Below are 17,641 nucleotides of genomic sequence, written 5' to 3'. Positions count from 1 at the left end.
GGTGCGCGGATCCGATCTGGCGGCGAACGGTGCGCGTGCGCTGATCATCGCCACGGCGACGCACAGTGGCTCGCGCCTGCCCCCGGTGCCCTCTGCGGAGAGGTCGGCCCGCGCGCTGGCCGATCGCCTCGTCCGGGTGTGCGGGATGCCCGCCGAACGGGTCCGGCTGATCGTGGATCCCGCGTCCTCCTTGGAAATCGCGCACGCGGTGACCGAGGCGGCAGCCGAGGTGACGACGACCCTGTTCGTCCACTACGTCGGCCACGGGTTGCGAGGTCCGGGCGGTGAGCTGTACCTCGCCGCGACGAACACCGACGAGTTGACCCCCGGCTTGGCGGGTCATCAGGCGTACCCCTACCTGGAACTGCGCCAGGCGTTGGGGTCGGCGCGTGCTTCGGCGCTGGTCGTGGTGCTGGATTGTTGTTTCTCCGGACGGGCGCAGGCGGGTCTCCCGGTGCTGGACGGGATTTTCGACAGCCCTCCGGTGCACGGGTTCTACCTGCTCGGGTCGGCGGAGCAGTTGGCGCTGGCACCTGCCGAGGCGACCTACACCGCCTTCACCGGTGAGCTGATCGGGCTGCTCGACCGGGGCGACCCGCGCAGCGGGGCGTTGTTGACGCTGGACGACACCTACGACCACCTCTTCCAGGCGATGCGCGCCCGTGGCGCACCACTCCCCCGCCGCCAGGAGGGTGGGCGGACGGGCCGGCTGGTCCTCGCCCCGAACCCGGCGTTCGCCCCGACCGTTCGCAGTCCGGACGAGGACACCGGGCCCCAGTCGCCAGGGCGGAGCCCGTACCTGGGGTTGGCACCGTTCGGCGAGGCCGACGCCCGGCTGTTCCACGGCCGCGATCGGACGGCGGACGAGCTGTTCGACGCGGTACGCCGCCGGCAGGCCGGACCCGGCCTGCTGCTGGTGGTCGGCGCTTCCGGCAGCGGCAAGAGCTCCCTGGTGCAGGCCGGACTCCTGCCACGGGTCCGGCAGCTGTCGGGATGGCGGTGCACGACCATCACGCCCGGCGAACGCCCGGTCGAACGGCTGGCCGCCGCCCTGGGTGTCGAGAACGGTTCGGCCACGACCGCCGCGCTCCTCGACCCGTCGGGTGCGGCGGACTGGTTGCCGGACGACGACCGGCCGACGCTCGTCGTGGTCGACCAGTTGGAGGAGATGCTCACCCTGTGCCCGGCAGAGGAGGAACGAGCGGCCTTCGCCGGTGCGCTGGCGGCTCTGGGCGACACCGAGCGCGCGGTGGTCGTGGGTGTGTTGCGGGCGGACTTCTACGCCCACGCCACCGGATACCCGGAGTTCGCCGAGGCGCTGCGGGAACGCCAGTTCCTGGTCGAGCCGATGGACCAGGAGCAGTTGCGGGCCGCGATCGAGCAACCCGCGCGCGTCGGCGGCCTGCGCCTGGACGATGCGCTGCCCGACCTGATCCTGACCGAGTTGGGCGCGACGCGCCGGCAGGGCGCCGAACCGGGCGCGCTGCCCCTGATGTCGCACGCGTTGTGGGCCACGTGGCAGCGGCGCCGGGGCGACCGGTTGACGGTGCGGGACTACCGGGAGATCGGCGGTATCGGCGGTGCCATCGCCAAGAGCGCCGACGACGTGCTCGACGCCTTGGACGAGCCGGCCCGGGAGGCTGTCCGGCGGATGCTGCCCCGCCTGGTGCGCGTGGGAGAGGACACCGCCGACACGGCGCTGCGCCTCGACCGCGCCGACCTGGTCCGGGGCCTGCCCGTCGAGGCGGCGGCGACCGCCCTGCGCGCGCTGGCCGACGCCCGGCTGATCACGACCGACCAGGACGTCACGCGCATCAGCCACGAGACCCTGCTGGTCTCGTGGCCGACGCTGCGGGACTGGATCGAGGCCGACCGGCACCGCACGAGCATCGTCCAGCGGTTGGCCTCCGACGCCCGCGCCTGGTCCACGGCGGACCGGACCGACCCCGCGTTGCTCTACCGGGGATCACGCCTGACGAACGTCCTGGACCAGGCGCGGATCACCGACGAGGTGGACGAGCGCTCCGCCGCGTTCCTGCGGGCCTCCCAGCGGCAGGAACGCCGGAGTTCCCGACTCCGCAGGGGCGCCCTGGCAGGTCTGGTGACGTTGTTGGTCGCCTCTTTGCTGGGCGGTTTCGTCGCCGTGCTCCAGGCTCGGGAGAACTCGCGCCAAGCGCGCGCCGCCGACGCGCGCAACCTGGTCTCGACCGTCGACGCGTTGCGCTCCACCGATCCCCGCCTGGCACTGCAACTGGGTGTGGCGGCGCACGGGCTGGATCCCACCGCCGTGTCGAGCACCGCCCTCGTGGAGACCCTGACCAGGTCCCGGTACGCGGGCGCGTTGCCGGAGGCGTCGTCGCCGGTGTCCGCGCTGGCCCTCTCGCTCGACGGGACGAGGCTGGCGGTCGGCACGCGCGAAGGACTGCAACTGTGGGACTTCCGCGATCCTCGCCGGCCCGTGCGCATCGGCGAACCACTCGGCGGGTTCGACAAGCCCATCACCGCCGTCGCCTGGCACCCCTCCTCGGCCGCGCGGCTGGTGGCCACCGACGAATCGAAGTTGCATGTGCTCGACACCGACCCGAACGGGCGGTTCACCCACGTCGGCTCACCGCTGGACGTCGACCTCGGGACAAGCAGCATCTCCTGGTCGGCGGACGCAAAGGTGTTGGTGGTCGACACCAGGAAAACGACCTTCATCCTCACCTCCACGGGCGGCGGCTACGAGAAGGCGTCCACGATCGGACGACTTCGGGAGTTCATCCACCCGCAGCCGGTGCTGTCCCGTGACGGCACCACGTTGGTGACCGGGACGGACGCGGCGGCTGTGCAGCTGTGGGACCTGACCGACCCCCGATCACCCCGGCCCCGGGGTGTCCCGTTGACAGGCGGCGGAGATTTCACCGCCACAGCGGTGGCGCTGTCCTCGGACGACCGGATGCTCGCCGTGGGGACGGAGGCCACGACCATCCTGCTGTGGGACATCAGCGCGCCGTCCGCCCCTCGTCGGAAGGCGGAACCCCGGAAGACCGGGCTGGGCCTCAACATCACCCGGCTGGCGTTCGACCGCACCGACGGCGCCCTCGTGATCGCCGACGTCCTCGGATCGATGACGATCATGCGCTTCACCCGAGGTGTCGACCCCCTAACACTGGCGTTGCTCCCCATCGTCGAACCGAACTTCACCGCGCACACCGGCGAAATCAGCGATCTCCTCGTGGACGACAGTCACGGACTCATCGTCTCCGGCGGGGACGACGGGGCCACGCGCCTGTGGCAACTGGACGACACCGGCTTGAGGCCGACCAGATCCGACACCCCCCTGCCAGGGCACAGAGCCGACAGCCGCTACGGACGGATCGACGTCAAGGGGGATGTCGCCACCAGCACCGGGACGGACGGCATCCTGCTGGTGTGGGACATCGACGACCACCGCGGCTTCACCCCACGGCCGGCGGTCCGGTACACCGACGAAACCGTCCTCGGCCTGATCAACAGGTCGGCGTTGTCCCCCGACGGACGCACCGTGGCCACCTACGGTTCGGCGGGCGAGAAATTCGGTGTCCAGCTGTGGGACATCCCTGCCGAAGGGCCGCCGGTTCACCTCGGCGACGCGCTGCCCGCGTCGGGCATACCGCTGGCCTTCGCCTGGGACGGGGAGGGCCGCACGCTGGTCACCGGCACGCTCGATGGCACCGTGGTCGTCCACGACACCGTCGATCGCGCCGCGCCCCGGGAGGTCACCCGGTTCAAGGTGGACAGCGACGTGAACGACGTGCACCTGTCCGACGACCGCGCGCTGCTCGCCGTGTCCACCTCGAACGGCACCATCGACCTTCGGGACCTGCGCAACCCGGCCGACCCCGTGCAGTTGGGCAGTGTGTACACAGGTCTGTCCGGCAACAGCAGAGGCTCCTCGGCCCTGTCCAGGGACGGGAAGCTGCTGGCGATCGGCCAGCTCTCCGGCAGCGTGCGGCTCCTGAGCCTGGACAACCCGCGCGCACCCGTGCAGTACACCTCCTGGAACGTGGAAAGCCTCGGCCTCATCCCGTCGATCGCCTTCTCCTCCGACGGGACCTTGATCGCAGCCAGTACCGCGGTCACGGTCGAACTCTGGGACATCTCGAACCGAAGCGCCGCCCGCCAGATCGGCGTACCGCTGTCGGCGACCGACCGCGCGACGTACTCCCTCGCGTTCGCGCCCGACCACGACATGCTGGTCGGCCAGGGCAGGGGCAACGTGGACCTCTGGGACCTGTCCATGCTCCCGCAACTGCACCGGGACGGCGTCCGGGTGGCCTGCGAACGCCTGGGCGGGAGAAGCCTGCCGCCGACCGAGTGGGCACGATTCCTGCCCAACCAGGAGTACCGGGAAACCTGCCCCTGACCGCGACCACGCGCAGTGTCACGGGTGCAGGTCCGCGAGCACGGGTGACCTCCACGAGCCGCCTGCTCGACGCGCTGGATTGCGTCCGTCTGCTGGAGGCAGGGGCCGACGGGCACTTCGGACTTCACGACCTACTGGCCTCGTACGCCCGAGAGCTGGCGGAGTACTCTCGCCCGGGACGACGGACCTGGTGTTCGGCCGACTGTTCGACCACGACGCGGGCGCAACTCACGCCGCACTGGACGCGGATGCGCCGACATGGTTCGGGACCGACCGACTCAACCGTGCCGTCGCCGAGCGGGACACGATCGGCCACAGCACCCCGACCAGCGCCGCCGTCATCCAGCCGCACGGGCTGATCATCGCCGACAGCCCGAGGCCGGAAGCGGGACGGTCGCACCGGCCGGAAGCAAGCCGACGGGTCGGGGGTCTGCGGCTTCGTGGCGCGCACCACTCCGGCCCGAACCCCGACCCGTCAGCGGCATAGCCGTCCCGAACAGTCCGTTGTCGGTGCCGGGACGTCGCCCGCGCGGCACCGCCCGGCCGACTGCTTTTCAGCAGTCATCGCCCCGGCAGCGTCTGCGCAGTTCGTCGTACTGGCGTGGGGGTGCGCCCTGGGCGGTGGGACCCAGTGCTCGGTCGAATCAGGTGGGCATGAGCAAGTCGTCGCGCAGAATCTCGCCGAGCAGGTCAGAACCGCCTCAGCTCGGCTGACTCTGCCGTGGTCACACCCGGTATCAATGCCGTGATCGTCACTACCGGGAGCTACCGGCGCAGCTCCGTACCCGGTGGTTTCCCACCACGGCAGGGTGCAGGTCGGCCGCACCGCCGACGTGCCCGAGGCGCGGGACGGCTACACGTTTTCCGTCGACGTGACCAACACCGACGACATCACGCTGCACAACGTCTACCTCCAGTTCAAGCACCGTAACCACACCTGCTCCGGCAAGAACGATCTGACTGCCAGCCAGCGCAAGTACTACTTCACCTGCAAGACGTGGAGCGACGCCTGGTACCACGACTACTGGTTCGGCTCGTTCGACGCCAACGGCCGCCGCTACCAGACCAAGAGCAACTTTTACTGCGACCTGGGCAAGAAGGACGCCGGCAAGCCCGTGGAAACCCCCATCAACCGGTCCAAGATGACCGTCACCCCCCCGGCTCCACCAGCGCGTGCACAGTGTCGGTCGACGCGGTGCGCTGACCTTGGCACCCACAACCCTTTTGAAGGACGCGAGCCTCCCGCCGGTGTGGCGGGAGCCTCGCGTGTATCTGCCCGCAGCGGGCAGGCAGCGCTCCGTCACACGTCCCCGAGCGCAGCGCGTCGCCGAGTACCGCCGTCAGTACCGCCCGCAGCACTCCGGTGAGTGTCGCTCCTACCGCGTGGGCGATGGTGACCGCGTTGGGCGGGCCGGACGGACAGTTGGCGCGGGCCTGTGGCGATCACGGCCGCCGAGGAAGACGAAGGATGAACGCGTCGCCGACCGACCACCAGTTCGCGTTCGCGCCCCGCCGCCAGCGCGCCGGCCGATGCATTCCCCAGCTATGCCCGCCGGCGAACGCGCGGTCGTTGTTGTCTGCCGCAACTGCCGCACTTGCCCCACGGAGCCGTGCTGTCCGGGACCAGCTCTCACCTGCACCGAGAACTCGCACTCGACCCATTCCACAACGCACATCTGCGGACACCCGCCACCGCGACCCACCCGGAACTCGAGCACGATCAACGGTTTCCACCGCCGCCAACCGCCACACAACCGAGCGCTTGTCACCGACCCAGGACCTTCACGTGACCAACGGGGGGCTGCACAGCCTACGCCGGAACAGTTCTCGTCATCACCAGGAACCCACATGGGGCACGCAGCGCAGCTGCCACCGTCGCACCCACCCGTCCCCTCCGTTCAGTCCACAGCGGACGGTGTCTACATCGCGCTCGGCCCGAACCGGGGTGGGTCGAACACCTCGAACTCCAGCAGGGCGCTGTCCAGCCGGCCGGTGAGCAACTCGATCAGGAACGCGGCGACGGGGCCGGGGTGCCGTTCCCACTCGGCGAACCCGTCGTCGCAGACCGCGATCTCCCCTTCCGGCAGCAGGAAGAGGCTGTACGCCTCACCCGTGGAACCCCATGAGATCCACTGGTCGACCGGCTCCGACACGCCATTCGCCGCAGCCAATTCCAGCGTCTCCCGAGTCTCGTGGCGGAACCGCCCCAGCGTTCCCGCGCTGTGCACGGGCGAGGTGATGCCGAGGTAGCTGTCGAACACCCCGGAGCCGAACACCTCGACCAACCGCCGGTAGTCCTCGGGGAAGGTCACGCCGAACTCCTGTTCGACCTGCTCCCAGGACACCTCCGGCACCAGGTCCAACGGCTGCCACTCCAGCAGCCGGGCCAGGTCGTCAACACTCTGGTTTGCGCAGGCCATCGCGCGCCGCACCCCCGTGACGTCGTAGATGATCACCGAACAGTAGAGGCCCTCGTCACCGGTCGCAACGATCCCCATCGCCGACCGGCAACGGATCGTCGTCTCGAACGAAGCGTCATGGACGCCCAGCAGAATCTACGGCGCACCTGACGTGCGATGATCTTGTTCGAACGTCATCAGAGTCGGTTCTCACAGGCTGTCAACGCCTTCTAGGCGGCCACCGCGCTCGCTTGCTTCCTGCACATCCCCGGCCTCGTCGCCCGCTGGTCGAAAGAAGACCGAGGCGGCTACTGGCAACTCCCCCGAGCACTACACCGCTGACTGCCGCTTGAGAGCTGAGATCGCGGCTGAGGGACCCGCACTGCCGCCTGTCGGCGTGCGAGCCGGACCGGCTGTCGCGTCCGTTGCACGTGGGCTCGGGGACGCGGCTTCGGGAGTGCTCAACGATTCCAGAACAGCGGAAGCGCCCGGCCCCCGTCACCCCAGACCCCGCCCGGTTGGGAACACCCTATCCGAACAACCTGAAGATCAGTCACAAGGCAGCCTTCGGACGCCTCGCAACACGAGGCTGTTCCGAATTGCTCCGAGTGCACCGGAGTGTTCGCCCGGCACACCCATAATTCGCCGGTCGAAACGGCGGAACGAGTCGATGTCGCCGCGAATCAAGATGCTTTTCGGTGCGGTTTTCGTCGGTTCTCCAGTATGCTCCGGTCCTGGTTGGATGATCCCGACACCGGACACGTCCACGAACGGTGGACTAGATGACCGATGCCGTTGCCGTGCCCTGAGGAGACCGATGTGAGCCGTTTATCCTCAACCGTCAAGGCAAGCCGGGCATTGGCCGCCGTTGCACTGGCGGTGGGCGCATCCGCCGCCGGGGTGGCACCCGCCTCAGCGGACACACCGCAGATCGACCTGGTACAGCTGGGCAATTTCCTGCCGACCGAGGCGGTGGTCAGCCCCGACGGCCGCTACACCTACCTGTCCGCCGGTGGGCGGGAGCGGGAGGTGCAGCTGATCAAGGTGGTGGACAACGCCGCCCGCGCCGTTTCCGCGACCTACGCGCTCGAAGAGGACAGCGACGACGTCACGATCAAGGACTTGGCGGTCAGCCCCGACGGCAGCGAGCTGTACGCGTTGACCACGCAGCGGCTTGCCGTGCTCGACGCCCGGACCGGCCGGACCACGGCCTCCGTGACCCCGCCCGCGACCCGCGACCTGTGGTCGCTGGCCCTCACGCCGGACGGCCACGCCCTCGTCATCGGCGAGCAGGGCAGCATCGACGACGAGGTGGAGGTCCGGCTGTACACCGTCGATGTGGCGAGCAGGTCCGTGGTAGCCGGCGCCGAACTCCAGCGCCCCTGGCTCGGCGAACTCGTCGCCGATCCGGACAACCGTCGGGTCTACGCGGCCACCGCCGGGTACGGCGACGACCAGAACGCCGCTAGCGCGATCGAGACCTACGACGCCGCGACGGGAACCCAGATCGGCAACAACGGCGTGTTGTGGGGTGTCGCAGAAAACGAGACGCTGCGGAACATCAGGATCAGCAAGGACCGCCGCACGTTCTGGGCCTTGAAAGACCGCACGCACATCGAGGGGTGGGAACTCGAGGAGTTCACGAACTGGTTCTACATGGCGCTCGCAACCGAGAAGCGGGTGAACACGCTGGCGCTGCGGCCGGACGAGAAGTACCTCTACGTCGGCATCGACCGGGCCGCCCACGCGGCGGGGCCGACCGTCGCGGTGGTCGAGGGAGGCATCTCTCTACGCACGACCCTGACCGGGTTCAGCGGCGACCGGATCACCGCGTTGACCACCAACCCGAGCGGCACCGAGTTGTACGCGGCCACCGTGCGCGGGGCCGGCGACCGGGTGAAGGGTGCGTTCCAGGTCGTCCGCCTGTAGCTGCCCAGTGGTGACGAACAGCGGGCAGTTGAGGTCCAACCAGGTCGGGTGGGCCAGCACGGTGGTCGTGGCTCGGGGTGCCGAACGTGGCGGTGTGGTTCGCGAGGGTGCCGGCCATGTAACGTTGGTGGACGCGGCTGCGGCGGACGCCTTGATTCTGGAGCGCGCGGACGTCGAGGCGGACCAGGCGGGCGGTGCCTGGTGGCCAGGCTGCCTGCGTACCCGGCGGCGGCCGCGCCGCCGCGTCTTCCCCACGCAAGCGGAGCACTCCGGTTTCGGCGTAGATGTTGATTGACAGCACCACGATCACCACGTGAGACCGGCTCTTGGTTCTGTCCGACTGGGTAGCGGCCAAGGCCGTCGAGCACGGCCTGGCCGTCCGGGTCAGCACTACCGGGCAACGGACCGCGCAGCTCGCCTGCGTGTTGAGCGGCCGCCCGCCCTTCGTCGATCTGTTCTCCGGTCCGCTGCTGCCCGCGTTCCGGGCCATGATTCCGACCAGCACGAAGACCAGCACCACTTATCCGAAGCGGGAGGGGGTCGTCCTGCCGGGACGTGACGGAGTGCTGTCCTTCCACGGAGTCCTCAAGCACGCCGCCCTCGACGCCTACCTGCCGGGTGCCACTGCCCGGGTCCTGCGGGACCTGCTCGACCCAGTCCTCCGTGCCGGGGCGCTGCGGCGAGGGCTGGTGCTGAGGTGCGCCACGTGCGCGGAGGTGCAGTTCCAACCCCTCGGGCAGATAGTCCAATCCTGGAGCTGCCACCGGTGCGCCGCAGCCAACGCCCTCGACTCCGCCGCCTGGCACCAACCCGCCGCCGAACCGACCTGGTTCTACGACCTGCACCCCATCGCCCGCCAACTACTGCGCGACAACGGCGAGGTCCCGGCCCAACTCGTCGCCTTCCTCGCCGCCCCGCAATACGACGACGGACGCGGCTTCCACCACGTCGAGGGACTCGAACTGCTGGCCGGCGGCCGGTCCGAGGTCGAACTCGACCTGGTCGTCTACCACGACGATCGGCTGACCATCGCGGAATGTAAAAGCACGGACCGCCTCGCTCCAGGAAAGCAGGCCAGGGACGAGCCGCGAAGAAGTGCAGGGCCGCCGCCTGGCTCGACGCCGACCGCCTGATCTTCGCCACGACACGACCGCAGTGGCACACCAGCACCGCCGGTCATGCCCTCGCCGCCGTCCAGGACACCCTGTGGGGCCCACTCGGACCTCCTGAGATCCACCTCGTCACCGGCCTCGGAACACCGACCGCGACCAGTTCGACACTGCCCTTGGACGACCTGGTCACCACCCTCGACCCGCACCCACGACCCGCATCCGCGCCGGACGCCCCGCACCCGCCCGGCCACGATCGGGCCGGCCGCGACGCGGCGGAGCTTCCGGACGACGACCACCTGCTGCTGGGACTGGTGTGCACCTTCAACGGCCTGTCCGTCGACCGGGTGCTCCACGTGCTGGGTGGAGCCAGGAACGCTTGGACGCCGCCCTGGCCGTGCTCGACGGGCACCTGGTGCCCACCGCGCTGCGCGTGGTGGCCACCGACAACAGGCTGCTGCTCTGATGCGCCCGAGCGTCGTGCCCGCCTACCTGCTGGACCGCTTCGAGCGCCACGACGCCCGCGCCCGCCCGCTGGACCGCCACACCGCGGTGGAGGTGGTGCGGCTGGTGCGGGAGAAGATCCTGCAACCCTTCCCGACCACGAGGAGGAACGCGGGGAAGGCCGCACTAGGTCCTTCGACGCCGCCGACCTCGTCGGCCGCCGCGTCGCCGTCGCCGCGGCTAACCCCACCGGCGACCCGGACGTCGAGATCCACCCCGACGTCCTGTTCGCCCTCGGACTCACCGACGCACCTGCACCGGACGGGCCTGGCCTGTGACCACCGGCTCCGGAGACCGCGTCGGCGGCTCTGCGGCGTCGGTGCGGCTGGGGGGGGCTGGGGGCTGGGGGCTGGGGGCTGGGGGCTGGGGGCTGGGGGCTGGGGGCTGGGGGTCATGGTCAGTCGCATAATGGCCGGTAGTCGTGGTCTGGCACGTAGCGTGCCCACTCCTGAGCGGTGATTGGGGTGCCGGTGCTCCGGCAGACCTGTGCCGCGGCCTGGTCGACGTCGGTGGTCCAGAGCCGGGGGATCTTGTCGCCGCCCCCTGCCGCCAGTGAGGGGTGGCCGGGTCGGAACTGGACGGTGAAGACCTGTTTGGCGGGCAGGGTCAGTGTGGCCAGGTGTCGGGGCGTGGTGCGGTCGCGGACGTCCCAGATCCAGACGGTGCCGTCGTTGTAGGCGCCGGCGAGGGTGGTGCCGTCGTCGGTGAAGGCCACGGAGTAGGCGTAGTCGATCGGGCCGGTCAGCGGTGTCCCGATCCGGGCGGGGTGGGTGGGGTCGGTCATGTCGTAGAGGTGCACCGTGCTGTCGCCGAGGCTGACGGCCAGGGTCGTGCCGTCGGGGCTGAAGACGGTGGAGTAGACGTAGTGGTTGACGGGCAGCGGTGTGCCCAGTTGCCGGGGTGCGTCGGGGCGGGTGATGTCCCAGATGCGCAGGGTGCGGTCCGCGCTGCCGGCGACCAGGAGGGTGCCGTCGGGGTGGAAGGCGGTCCAGTGGACGTAGCCGCCGAAGGTGCCGGGGGTGGACAGGCGGGTCGGGGCCTCGGGTCGGCTGATGTTCCACAGGTGCACCGCGCCGTCGCGTCCTCCGGTGGCCATGACGGTGCCGGCGGGGTTGAACGACAGGTGTTCGACTTGGCCTTGGTGTGCGACCAGCGGAGGCCCCAGGGTTTTGGGTTGGGCGGGGTCGGTGAGGTCGTGGAGTTGGACGGTGCCGGATCTGCCGTGGCTTTCGGCCAGGACGTGGCTGTCGGGGCTGAAGGCGAGTGCGCCGGCGAAGCCGTCGGTGTTGGTGATCGCAGGCCCGAGCAGCCGTGGCCGGTGGGGATCTGCGAGGTCGTATAGGCGCAGGTCGGCGCTGCCCACGGCGAGGATGCGGCTGTCGGGGCTGAAGCGGGTGGAGCTGACGAGGTAGGAGGTCGGGGGCAGAGCGGGCGCGTCGACGGGCCACAGCCGGGTGGTGCCGTCGTTGGCGCCGGTGAGGATGTCGCGGCCGTCGGGGGTGAACCTGACCGAGGTGACCGCGGAGGGGTGCGGCATGGTCGCCAGCAGTGTGCGTGTGGCGGTGTCGAAGACCCGGGTGCCGACGCTGGCGTCGGAGCTGGCCACGGCGAACTTGGTGCTGTCGGGGCTGAGGGCCACGGCGTTGGTCCATGCTTCGGCGCCCTCGATGGGGTCGCCCACGGGGACGAGGTTGCGTGGATCGGTGCTGTCCCAGAGGTGGACGCGGGCGTCGGCGCCGCTTGCGGCCAGGTGGTGGCCGTCGGGGCTGAAGGCGAGTTGGCCGATCTCCTTGGTGGGGCCGGTGGCTGTCACCGGGTCGGTCGGGCGGGCGGGGTCACGGATGTCCCAGATCTGCACGGCGCCGCTCGCGGTGCCGACGGCAAGGTGGCGTCCATCGGGGTGGAAGGCCACGGATTTGGCTGGTGCCTGGTCCACGGTGAGGGCCTCGCCGAGGGGGGTGAGGGTGCCGGCGGTGACGCGCCACAGTCGTATCGTGCCGCGACTCCGCTGGTCGGCGGTGGTTTCGCTGATCGCGGCGGCCAGCAGTGTGCCGTCGGTGTTGAACGCGACGCTGCGGACGTTGCCGCCCAGTTCGTCGGGTGCGGGTGCGGCGACGGGGGGTGTGGCGGTGGTGTCCCAGATCAGCAGGCGCTGGTCGCGGCAGCCGGCGACGAGCAGATCGCCGTCGGGGTGGAAGGCCAGGGCGTTGATGCGGGCGCAGGTCGCGGAAGGGGGTGGGGGCAGTGGTGTGGGATGGCCGGGGTCCTCGACCGACCACAGCAGCAGGCTGTCGTTCAGGCCGGCTGCGACGACAGGTGCCGTGGGGTGGTGGGCGACGGCGTACATGGTCTTGGTGTCGCCGTCGGCCCGCATCCGGATGGCCGGGCGCAGGGCGGTGGCGTCGATCAGCGCGGAGCGGGCCTCGACGGTGGGGGAGATCCGATAGGCGGCCAGGGCCAGTTGCCTGGACAGGGAGACGTCCACGTCGCGCAGGTTGACGGTCCGACTTGCGATCATCCGGGAGACGGCTTCGTCGCGTTCGCGGGTGGCGGTGCGTTCCTGGGCGACGACCACGGCGGCCAGGCCGGCCACGGTGAGCAGCAGCACGGTGAGCAGGCCGATGACCTGTTGGAGGCGGCGGGTGCGTCTGCGGGAGCGGTGCATGCTGGCCTGCAGGAACGCCTGAACAGTTCTGGATGGTTCGTCGGGGTGCTCGTCCACCCATTCGCGTGCGCTGTGCAGGCGGGTGCCCTGGTAGAGGTGATCGGGATCGCGGCCGTGGTCTTCCCATTCTGCGGCGTCCTCGGCCAGCCGCTGGGCCAGCAGGCGTCCGTCCCGGTCGGTGTCGAGCCAGCGACGCAGCCGCTTCCAGGTGAAGATCAGCGACTCGTGGGTGATCTCGACGGTCTCGGCCTCGACGGTGAGCAGGCCGGGGCTGGCGAAGCGGTAGAGGACCTCATAGAGGTCGGCATCGTGGCCCTCGTCGGACAGCTCGCCCAGTCTCGCCTGTCTTCGGGCGTCGGCGGTGGCGGGGTGCAGCAGCACCAGTCGGCAGAACAGCTTGCGCGCGATCGAGCGCTGCACCTCGTTCAATCCGGCGAACACCGATTCCGCTGTATCGGTGATCGCGCGGTCCAGGCCGCCGGCATCGCGGTAGTCCTGCCGGTCATGCGGCCGCCGCCGGCCAGCCAGGTCGTGCGCAGCGCGTGCGACAGCTGGGGCAGCAACGCCGTGTGGTGGCCGGTGCGGTCTGTGCGGGCGGTGACCTCGCGCATCACCAGTTCCACGAACCCCGCTTCGGGGACGACGCCGTTTTTGAGGGCGGGCTCCGCGATGACCGCTCTCAGCTCGTGGTCGTCCATCGGGGTGACCGAGACCTGCCGCCCGCGGGTCAACGCCTGCAGTTGAAGGTTGTCCTGGGCTGCCCCGTACTGGTCGGCACGCAGTCCGAGCACCACGATCGCGCCGCCGGGCCCGGCGGTGACGGCCTGCAGCGCGGTGAGGAAGCCGGTCAGTTCCCCGGTGGGCTGCTCCCGGTCTGCGATGAGCGCCTGTTCGATCTGGTCGACGATCACCAGCGCGCCGCGTCCGCGCGGTGCGGATGCGGGGGTGGGCGGGTGGATGCGGTCGAGGTGGTACGCGGCGCGGTTCGGGTCGGCACGCAGGTCGGCGGCGACGTCATCGGGTGACTGGTCGGCCCGGTCGGCGAGCGTCCGGGCCAGTCCGGTCAGCGGAGTCGGTGTGGCCGCGAACGACAACACCGACCACTCGGCGCTGCCCTCGACGTCCCCCGCGGCCAGAGCGGGACGCACCCCGGCTTGTAGCAGGGAGGTCTTGCCCGCCCCGGAGGATCCCACGACCAGCAGGGCACCGCCGCCGGTTTCGTGCAGCTCCCGCACGTTGGACAGCACGGAGCGCACCAGGGTGTCGCGGCCGAAGAAGTACGGCGCGTCCTGGGTCCCGTAGCTGTCCAGGCCCCGGTAGGGCACGACGTCACCGGAGTTGCGGGCCTTGCTCACCTTTCGTGCCGTGGCGATCCACCGCTCGGCCTGCTCGTCATAGACCCCCAGATGGCCGAGCAGGACGCGGAAATCGTCCCACAGCTTGCGGGAGGGAAGGTTGCTGCCGGTGAACCAGGTGCCGATGGTCCGGTGATCGAGTCCCGCTCCCGAGGCTCGGCACTTGTCCATCAAGTCGCGGTAGGTCCAGCCGGTCGTGTTCAGCGCTTGCAAGGCTTGGCCGAATGCCTCGCGGGTGGTGATCTCGGGAAAGGGTAAAGCGGGGTTCTGCGGCTCCACGACGACTCCTGCGGCGGGCGGCGACCGGTCACGTGCGGTGCCGGACACGCTACAGAGTGCTCGATGCCCAAGGCTCGGCGCAGGGCTGTCCAAGTCCCGTCCAAAGTCGGCATCGACCCTTTCCCGCCCTGTCTGACCAGGCATTCTGGTGTTGCCGGCGGAGAGGCGAGCTACAGCTTCACCGGCAGGCGCAGACAGTGCGTCACCATCACGACCCACCACTGATCCGCCGTCGCGGCACATCTGCGGCGGTGGGCAGGAAGGGAGCGGTTCATGTCCGTCGACCACGCCGCGCACCACGGCGGCACCGCCACTACCCGGCCACGACGCCGCGTCGCGATGATCGCCGCAGGGGCGTTGTTCACCGCCGCGATGACCTCGGCGGTGTCCACCGGGACAGCGCAGGCCGAGCAACGGTGCGGCGCCAACCCCTACGTCCACAACATCACGGTCACCCAGGGGCCCGGGCCGGACTTCACCATCAAGCTCAAGCCCACCGAGGCGGCGCGCAACGCCACGCTCAACCGCAAGGCGTGGGACGCCACCGTGTCGATGTGGCACGCCGTGCAGGGCTGCGTGCCCGGCCTCTACCACCAGTTGGCCGACAGCGTGTGGCAGCAGCTGGAGTGCCACGTCTACTACGGCCGCGCCAACGACCTAACCGGTCCCACCTTCGACTTCGAGAGCTGGCACGCCCCTCTGCCCGACCCCAACTGGCTCAACTACGGCACCTCGAAGTGCCTCAACACCCAGACCAACCACTGGAAGGGCACCGGCAAGCTGATTCCCGGAGCCCTTGACCTGCACGGCGTGAACAGCAACATCGGCTGACCGCGGTGAGGGGTCGGCGTCCCGGCCGCCCCCTCACCGACTCGCCCGTTCCCCGGCACCCGACCACGCACTCGGCAGCCCGGGCAGGCATCCGCGCAGGCCTCTCTGCGCTCACACGTCCGGTTACACCGGTGCGCCCACCCGGGCTCCGCCGACGATCACCGGTGCTCCCACCACAAGAAGAAAGGTCCCACCATGTCCACCGACACCATCAAGCCCAGTCGGGCGCTGCGGCGCCTGGGCCGCGGCGCAGCCACCGCCGCCGCCATCGCGTTGAGCGCCCTCGGTACCGTGCCCGCCCTGGCCGCCGAGCCCACAACCCCGTCCACCGACACCGGGCCGGCCATCGCCGCCGGCCCCTACATCGGCTCCAACTCCGGCGGCGCCTGGCTGCGCAACGCCGCCTACCTCGGCGACCAGTACAAGGTCAAGTACGTCGGCAACGGCACCTCCGTGACGATGGTCTGCTGGATCGACACCCAGTGGGTCCACCCGCCGAACTCCGACTACTCCTCCAACCGCTGGTTCAAGGTCGACGTCCCCAGCGTCGGCGTCTACAAGGCCTACGTCCACTCCTCGCTCGTCGAGGCCCAAGCCGCCGTCGGCCACTGCGACTGACCCGTCCAGGAGGAACGCCGGTGTCCCGGTCCTTGCGGGGCCGGGACACCGGCGTTCCTCCTGGTAGCGATCGAGCCGGCGCGGCCGGACGCCGTGGTGGCGACAGGCGTGCGAGTTCGGGTGCCCGCCCAGAGGTCGATGGTGTCCGATGGGCGGGGAAGCAGGGTCTGGATGAGCGACGCCAGCCGCCCGCGACCGGCGTCGCCGCTGAACCCCGAGGCCACGGAGCCGACCCGCCAGTAGTCAGCGCCTTACACCGTGGTCTGCTGCCCGTCGATGACCGCAGGCCCGTTGAGCGCCGGAAGCTCGGCCATGATTTCGGCGTAGGCCTTTCAGAATGGTGAGGCCGCGTATTTAACTGTCGCGAGTTCACCGATCGCGGTGACGTTCCGTAGCGCGACTCGGCTGAGTTGCCTGCTCGGAATACTGTGTGCATGGATGTTGCGCTTCCTCTCCTCGGAGCCGTCAGTGCCTGGATCACTCCGTCGGTGGTCATCTCCGTGGCCGCGCTGATCTTCACGCTTGCATCGTTTTGGTGGATCCAGGTCCGCCGTGGTCGTTTGCGTGTAGAGACGGGACCAGTGTTCAGCGGTGCCATCACCAGCAACAAGATCGTGTTGAACGTTCCTCTGGTCTTCCACAACCTGGACCCTGCCTCGCTGGTGGTCGCCGACATCAAGCTGCACCTGAGTGGTGGCGACGACGAGAACTCTCCGGACCACAAGGCGCTACCGAAACGCATGTTCTGGATCGCCTTCCACGGCTCCGTCTATCCCGAACCGGACGAGCATCGGCAGTTCGCCATGCCGTTCGCTGTCGAAGGACGCAAGTCGGTCGAACGGGTGATCGAGTTCCAGTGGGACAACCCTGAGACCCAACTGGAGGACGGTCCCTACACCGCCACCGTGGAAGTGCTGGTCTTGCCGCAGCGCTGGAGGCGGCGACAGTGGCGCACTACGTGTACCTACCAGTTGCAAACCGATCTGTGGTCCGGAAACAGAGCCAGCTTGATACCTCGCACCAACGACCCTGAGTTCTACGAGGCCATCAAGGAAATCCGAGGTTAGATGACTCTTGAATCTTTCAGCAGGCGTGCAGAAAACAACGTCTGTCGGGCGGGGCATCCCGCCCGGTCGGCCGGGTCCGGTGTGGACGGTCTGTGACCGGGAGGCCGCCCGACAGGGTGAGTCGTCCGACCGGGGTCGGACGGGCGCGGTGTCGGCCGGCGGGCGCGTGGGACCGACAGCACCGCCCGCGCACCCCTCGGTGCGCGGGCGGTGCAGGGCGGCGTTCCCCGGGGGCCTGGTCCCCCGCGAGCTGCGCCGATGGTCCGGCCCGGCGATCGGCGTGCTGGTGATCGGCTACCTGCTGGTGGCCGCGCCCACCGCCTGGTCGTGGGATGTCGCGGCCGGGATCGTCGCCCTGGCCGTCGCGCCGGTGGCTGGTGGTCGCCGGCGCGGTGCTGCTGGTCGGCCCAGGACTCCCGAAGCTGACCTGAAGTGCAAGGTAGTGGGTTGTTGCTGGTCAGATGGACCAACTGCCCTGGACCCACCGCCGGGGCGTCC

General features: G+C 69.8%; 12 protein-coding genes. 8 read left to right on the top strand and 4 right to left on the bottom strand.

What is annotated here, in order from left to right:
* Position 1: 1 nt before the first annotated feature.
* Together AB0I60_RS21650 and AB0I60_RS21645 are read left to right on the top strand one after the other, a co-directional pair.
* The gene (locus AB0I60_RS21650) at positions 2-4,387 is read left to right on the top strand and encodes a hypothetical protein (RefSeq protein ID WP_360732353.1); all 4,386 of its coding nucleotides are present in this window, start codon (positions 2-4) and stop codon (positions 4,385-4,387) included.
* A gap of 809 nt (positions 4,388-5,196) precedes the next feature.
* On the top strand, positions 5,197-5,754 hold the full coding sequence (locus AB0I60_RS21645) for a hypothetical protein (protein ID WP_360732352.1): 558 nt from the start codon (positions 5,197-5,199) through the stop codon (positions 5,752-5,754).
* 552 nt (positions 5,755-6,306) lie between these two features.
* Here the strand turns inward: AB0I60_RS21645 and AB0I60_RS21640 are convergent.
* Positions 6,307-6,885, bottom strand: coding sequence for a hypothetical protein (locus AB0I60_RS21640; protein WP_360732350.1), 579 nt, complete (start codon positions 6,883-6,885; stop codon positions 6,307-6,309).
* Between the two features lie 690 nt (positions 6,886-7,575).
* On the opposite strand from AB0I60_RS21640, the gene AB0I60_RS21635 reads away from it, so the two are divergent.
* From AB0I60_RS21635 to AB0I60_RS21625, 3 genes are all read left to right on the top strand, one after another.
* The gene (locus tag AB0I60_RS21635) at positions 7,576-8,715 is read left to right on the top strand and encodes a WD40 repeat domain-containing protein (protein WP_360732348.1); all 1,140 of its coding nucleotides are present in this window, start codon (positions 7,576-7,578) and stop codon (positions 8,713-8,715) included.
* A gap of 326 nt (positions 8,716-9,041) precedes the next feature.
* On the top strand, positions 9,042-9,848 hold the full coding sequence (locus AB0I60_RS21630; protein ID WP_360732346.1) for a hypothetical protein: 807 nt from the start codon (positions 9,042-9,044) through the stop codon (positions 9,846-9,848).
* Between the two features lie 292 nt (positions 9,849-10,140).
* A complete protein-coding gene (locus AB0I60_RS21625) occupies positions 10,141-10,290 on the top strand; it encodes a hypothetical protein (RefSeq protein ID WP_360732344.1) in 150 nt (49 codons plus the stop codon).
* A 22-nt stretch (positions 10,291-10,312) separates the two neighbouring features.
* Here the strand turns inward: AB0I60_RS21625 and AB0I60_RS21620 are convergent, their stop codons facing one another.
* The 3 genes from AB0I60_RS21620 to AB0I60_RS21610 all read right to left on the bottom strand — a co-directional run bounded on the left by AB0I60_RS21620 (position 10,313) and on the right by AB0I60_RS21610 (position 14,627).
* A complete protein-coding gene (locus tag AB0I60_RS21620) occupies positions 10,313-10,543 on the bottom strand; it encodes a hypothetical protein (protein WP_360732342.1) in 231 nt (76 codons plus the stop codon).
* A 182-nt stretch (positions 10,544-10,725) separates the two neighbouring features.
* The gene (locus AB0I60_RS21615; RefSeq protein WP_360732847.1) at positions 10,726-13,455 is read right to left on the bottom strand and encodes a WD40 repeat domain-containing protein; all 2,730 of its coding nucleotides are present in this window, start codon (positions 13,453-13,455) and stop codon (positions 10,726-10,728) included.
* Entirely contained in the window at positions 13,419-14,627 is a 1,209-nt protein-coding gene (locus tag AB0I60_RS21610; protein ID WP_360732340.1) for an ATP-binding protein, read from the bottom strand. Before AB0I60_RS21610 ends, AB0I60_RS21615 begins: the two co-directional genes overlap by 37 nt.
* A gap of 273 nt (positions 14,628-14,900) precedes the next feature.
* Here AB0I60_RS21610 and AB0I60_RS21605 point away from each other — a divergent pair, with 273 nt between their 5' ends.
* The 3 genes from AB0I60_RS21605 to AB0I60_RS21595 all read left to right on the top strand — a co-directional run bounded on the left by AB0I60_RS21605 (position 14,901) and on the right by AB0I60_RS21595 (position 17,143).
* Positions 14,901-15,458 (top strand): hypothetical protein, encoded by a 558-nt coding sequence (locus AB0I60_RS21605; protein WP_360732339.1) that lies wholly within the window; start codon positions 14,901-14,903, stop codon positions 15,456-15,458.
* A 195-nt stretch (positions 15,459-15,653) separates the two neighbouring features.
* On the top strand, positions 15,654-16,076 hold the full coding sequence (locus AB0I60_RS21600) for a hypothetical protein (RefSeq protein WP_360732337.1): 423 nt from the start codon (positions 15,654-15,656) through the stop codon (positions 16,074-16,076).
* Positions 16,077-16,510: 434 nt separating this feature from the next.
* Positions 16,511-17,143, top strand: a complete 633-nt coding sequence (locus AB0I60_RS21595; RefSeq protein ID WP_360732334.1) for a hypothetical protein — start codon at positions 16,511-16,513, stop codon at positions 17,141-17,143.
* Positions 17,144-17,641 lie beyond the last annotated feature (498 nt).

The sequence above is a fragment of the Actinosynnema sp. NPDC050436 genome (genome assembly GCF_040655415.1).
Classification (GTDB): domain Bacteria; phylum Actinomycetota; class Actinomycetes; order Mycobacteriales; family Pseudonocardiaceae; genus Actinosynnema.
This window is presented reverse-complemented; position numbering and strand designations above follow the sequence as displayed.